We start from the raw sequence: 4,252 nt of genomic DNA, 5'->3' as shown, positions 1-4,252 counted from the left end.
GCGCCGGCACCGCCGGCAGCGACACCTCCGTCGTCGGCCGACGACGACAGCGACGACGCACCGACCGTCCTGCGCGCCGAGCTCGTCCAGAAGCTCGGTTCGGCCGGCATCGTCGGCCCGAGCGTGCTCGCGGTCGACTGCCCCAACGGCCACCAGACGTCGGCACACGAGCCGACCTGCCGCCTCTGCGGCGCGGACCTCCCTGATGACCAGGAGCCGCGCCAGATCCCCCGGCCCGCCCTCGGCGCGCTCGTCCTCGCCGGTGGCGACCGGCTGGTCCTGGACAAGGACGCCGTCCTGGGCCGCGCGCCATACGAGCCCGAGGGGTCGACGGAGCGACCGCACCTGCTGCGCGTCGGAGACTCGGGCGACATCAGCCGCCAGCACGCGCGGATCATGCTCGACGGCTGGCAGGTGATCGTGCGTGACCTCGGCACTGCCAACGGGACGACGTTGACCCTGCCCGGCGGCAGCCCGCAGCAGCTGCGGGCCAACGAGGACTACCAGCTCGAGGACGGTGCGGAGATCGGGATCGCCGACGTCGTGACGCTGCGCTACGAGGTGAACCCATGACCGACATCGGACCGGAGCTCTCCGGACTGGAGTTCCAGCGCAAGCTGGGCTCCGGAGGCTTCTCGGACGTCTACCTGTACGAGCGCCAGCGCCCGCGCATGCAGGTCGCCGTCAAGGTCCTCAAGGCGCACGTCATGGACGCCCAGCAGCAGGCACAGTTCGTCGCCGAGGCCGACACGATGGGCGAGCTCGCCGAGCACCCGTACATCGTCCCGGTGCTCGGTGCCGGCACCGCCCCCGACGGTCGCCCGTACCTGGAGATGCGCTACTACCCGGGCCCTGACCTCGGGGAGCGGGTGAAGGCCCAGCCCCTGTCGGTGCCCGACGCGATCAAGATGGGCATCCAGCTCGCCAGCGCCATCGAGACCGCGCACCGGGCGGGCATCATCCACCGCGACATCAAGCCGCAGAACGTCCTGATCAGCTCGTACGGCGTTCCCGGCCTCACCGACTTCGGCATCGCCGGTCGCCCGGGCGAGGTCGAGGAGGACGACAACGTCGGCGTCTCGATGCCCTGGTCGCCGCCGGAGGTGCTGACCGGCACGTCCAACGGCTCCGAGGCCTCCGACGTCTACTCCCTCGGCGCCACGATCTGGAACCTCCTGGTCGGGCGCTCCCCCTTCAGCCTTCCGGGCGACGACAACTCCCAGCGGGCGCTCTTCACCCGCATCGTGCACTCGAAGCCGCCGATGACCGGCCGCGCCGACGTGCCCGGCAGCCTGGAGCGCCTCCTCGCGCAGGCGATGGCGAAGAAGCCCGAGCACCGGCCCCGCAGCGCCTTCGAGCTCGCCCGCCACCTGCAGCGCGTCGAGCAGGAGCTTCGCCTGGCCCGGACCGAGATCGTCGTGCTCGAGCAGGCCCACGAGGAGCTCGCGCCCACCGAGCCCGAGGCGCACACGCAGACCCCCACGACCACGCAACCCCAGACCGAGCCGTCGAACGCCGACCGCACGACCCTGCGGACCCCTGCACGCCCCGCCACGCCGGTCCAGCCGACGGCCGACCCGACCACGCGCCGGCCGGCGCGGGCCAGCACGCCGTCGGATGCGCCGACGTCGCGCCGCCCCGCTCGCGCGAGCTCACCCTCGGACGCTCCGACCTCCCGGCGCCCCGCCCGTGCAGCAGCCTCCGACCCCGGCGCCGCGCCCACTGCCCGCCGCCCGGCACGCGCCTCGACGCCGGACCCGGGCGCCGCGCCCACCCAGGCCCGTCCCCAGCGCGCCCAGCCCACGGCGACCCCTGCCGCCACCGCGACACCGGGTGCGGCGACCGCCGGGGCGCAGGACGCTCCGGGCGTGGTGGAGCAGGACGGCCGCTCGGGCATCGGCCGTTGGGTCGCCGTCGGCGGTGTCGCCGTGCTCCTCGCCGCCGCCGTCGGCATCGGTGCGCTCCTCTCGAGCGGAGGCGACGACACGGACCGCCCCGAGCCCGGCGTGACGACCGGCGCTCCAGCGCCGACGAGCGGCAGCCAGATCGGCGGGGTCGAGCTCGACCCGCTGTCTCCGGACGTGACCGTGGCCAAGCAGGGCGGCGGCAAGGTGACCTTCACCTGGGAGCGGGAGAAGGACGGCGACTTCTTCCTCTACGAGGTCGTCGACATCAACGGATCGATCCGCGACGCCGCCAAGCGCACCGAGAAGACCTCCGTCGAGGTCAGCGCCAGCGGCGACGGCACGACCTGCCTGCGGGTCACCGCGCGCCGGGGATCGCTCGGATCCAACCCGACGACGAGGTGTGCACGATGAAGGCGACCGTCGACTACTGCGGCGAGATCCACGAGGTCACGCCCGAGAGCGCCGTCTGCGTCGGCCGCGAGGGCGATCTCGTCATCGACGACAACCCCTACCTCCACCGCCGCTTCCTCGAGTTCACGTACGTCGACGGGCTGCTCTGGCTGGCCAACGTCGGCAACGCGCTGACAGCGACGATCGCCGACGCCCACGGCCTGGTGCAGACCTGGCTCTCCCCGGGCGCCCGCGTCCCGCTCGTCTTTCCGCACTGCGTCGTCTGGTTCACCGCCGGCCCGACGACGTACGAGGTCGACGTGACGCAGGAGTCCGCACCGTTCGGCTCCTCGATGCAGGAGCAGCCGGGCGACGGCGCGACGACCATGGGGCGGATCAACTTCACCCCCGACCAGCGCCTGCTGATCCTCGCGCTGGCCGAGGACATCCTGCGGCGCGGCAACCGCGGCGCGGGGGCGATCCCCCATTCGAAGACGGCGGCCGAGCGACTCGGCTGGACCACCACGAAGTTCAACCGCAAGCTCGACAACGTCTGCGAGAAGCTCAGCAAGCTCGGCGTCCGCGGTCTCGTCGGCAGCAGCGACCGCACGGCGAGCAACCGACGCGTGCGCCTGGTGGAGTACGCCCTCGCAGCCCGACTCGTCACGATGGAGGACCTGGTCTGGCTCGACGGCCTCGAGTCCACCGACGCCTGAGTACTCAGCCGCGACGCCGGCGGGTGAGCGCGGGCCGCTCCACCCAGCGCCACGTCAGGTCCGCGAGCAGGTAGGTCGCGGCCAGGACCATCGCGCAGTTGGCCGCGAACCCCGCTGTGGTCTGGGGTGCGGCGACACCGGTGCGCGCGAGGAGCAGGATCACCGGCAGGTGCCACAGGTAGACGCTGTAGGACCGCTCACCGGCCCAGTGGACCGGTCGCGACGCGAGCAGGCCAGCGACCCGGCCCAGGCCACGCGCCGGCGGCCGCGTCGCGACGAGCAGGACCATGCCGGCCCAGAAGAGGGCCCAGCCGGTGTCGTGCCACGTGGGCAGTGTCACCGCCACGACCAGGCCGCCGAGCAGCAGTGACCCGAGCACCGCAAGGCGAGCCGGCGAGGCCGAGGAGCCGCGCCAGCGGACGTAGACCACCGCGCAGGCCATGCCGATGCCGAGCAGGTCGGCCTGCACCAGCATCGAGCGGGCGAAGACGGCCTGCCAGGTCGGCCCCCAGTCGGCGAAGAAGGCCTCGGCTGGCGTCATGCCGGCCAGCAGGACGTGGACGTGGACCCACTTGGCGACCAGGCCCGTGACGACCAGGAGCACGGGTCCGAGCCACGCGGTCGCAGCGGCCGGCAGCCCGAGCCTCCGGGTGCCGACGCCGAAGGCGAGGCCGGCCAGGACGGGCAGCAGCAGGTAGAAGCAGAGCTCCACCGTCAGGGTCCACGCCGGCCCGACACCGGTCATCATCGTGCCCGGCAGCAGGGTCTGGAGCAGCGCGGCGTTGATGCCGGTGAGGGCCGGGTGCCCCCACAGCCAGCCGGTCTCCGGCAGCGTCCGCGGCATACCCGCCTCGACCGAGAACGGCGCGACCGTGGCCACGCCCAGCACGAGGCCCGCGACCAGCAGCACGACGAGGTACGCCGGGAAGATCCGCCGCACCCTGTTCTCCAGGTAGCGACGGACCCGGGCTGGGCGACCCGCCAGGCCGGCCTCCACGAACGGCCGGTGGAGCAGGAACGCCGAGAGCACGAAGAACATGACCAGGAAGAGCGGCACCTGCTGGAGCAACGCCGGCAGCCCGCCCAGCGGCGCTGTGCTGCCGAGGTTGAGCCAGACGTGCGCCACGACGATGGCGAAGGCGCCGATGCCACGGAGACCGTCCATCCCCGCCAGCCGCTCGCGCCCGGCGTGCGACCCGGAGATGGGCAGCGGGCCCGGACCAGAGACTGGTCCGGGCC

The 4,252-nt window shown here is 73.1% G+C and carries 4 protein-coding genes; 3 read left to right on the top strand and 1 reads right to left on the bottom strand.

The window, feature by feature from the left end:
* The 3 genes from VLF38_RS06615 to VLF38_RS06605 all read left to right on the top strand — a co-directional run.
* Window positions 1–573 (top strand): FHA domain-containing protein (locus VLF38_RS06615; protein WP_325270485.1); only part of this gene is annotated, 573 nt, incomplete at its 5' end.
* Window positions 570–2,318, top strand: coding sequence for a serine/threonine-protein kinase (locus VLF38_RS06610; RefSeq protein WP_325270484.1), 1,749 nt, complete (start codon window positions 570–572; stop codon window positions 2,316–2,318). The genes VLF38_RS06615 and VLF38_RS06610, both read left to right, overlap by 4 nt.
* The gene (locus VLF38_RS06605) at window positions 2,315–3,013 is read left to right on the top strand and encodes a hypothetical protein (protein WP_325270483.1); all 699 of its coding nucleotides are present in this window, start codon (window positions 2,315–2,317) and stop codon (window positions 3,011–3,013) included. The genes VLF38_RS06610 and VLF38_RS06605 overlap by 4 nt, the downstream gene beginning before the upstream one ends.
* Before the next feature lie 4 nt (window positions 3,014–3,017).
* Here VLF38_RS06605 and VLF38_RS06600 read toward each other — a convergent pair.
* Window positions 3,018–4,252, bottom strand: a 1,235-nt coding sequence (locus VLF38_RS06600) for an acyltransferase (protein ID WP_325270482.1), incomplete at its 5' end; no start/stop codon positions are given.

The sequence above is a fragment of the Nocardioides sp. genome (genome assembly GCF_035481145.1).
Classification (GTDB): domain Bacteria; phylum Actinomycetota; class Actinomycetes; order Propionibacteriales; family Nocardioidaceae; genus Nocardioides.
This window is presented reverse-complemented; position numbering and strand designations above follow the sequence as displayed.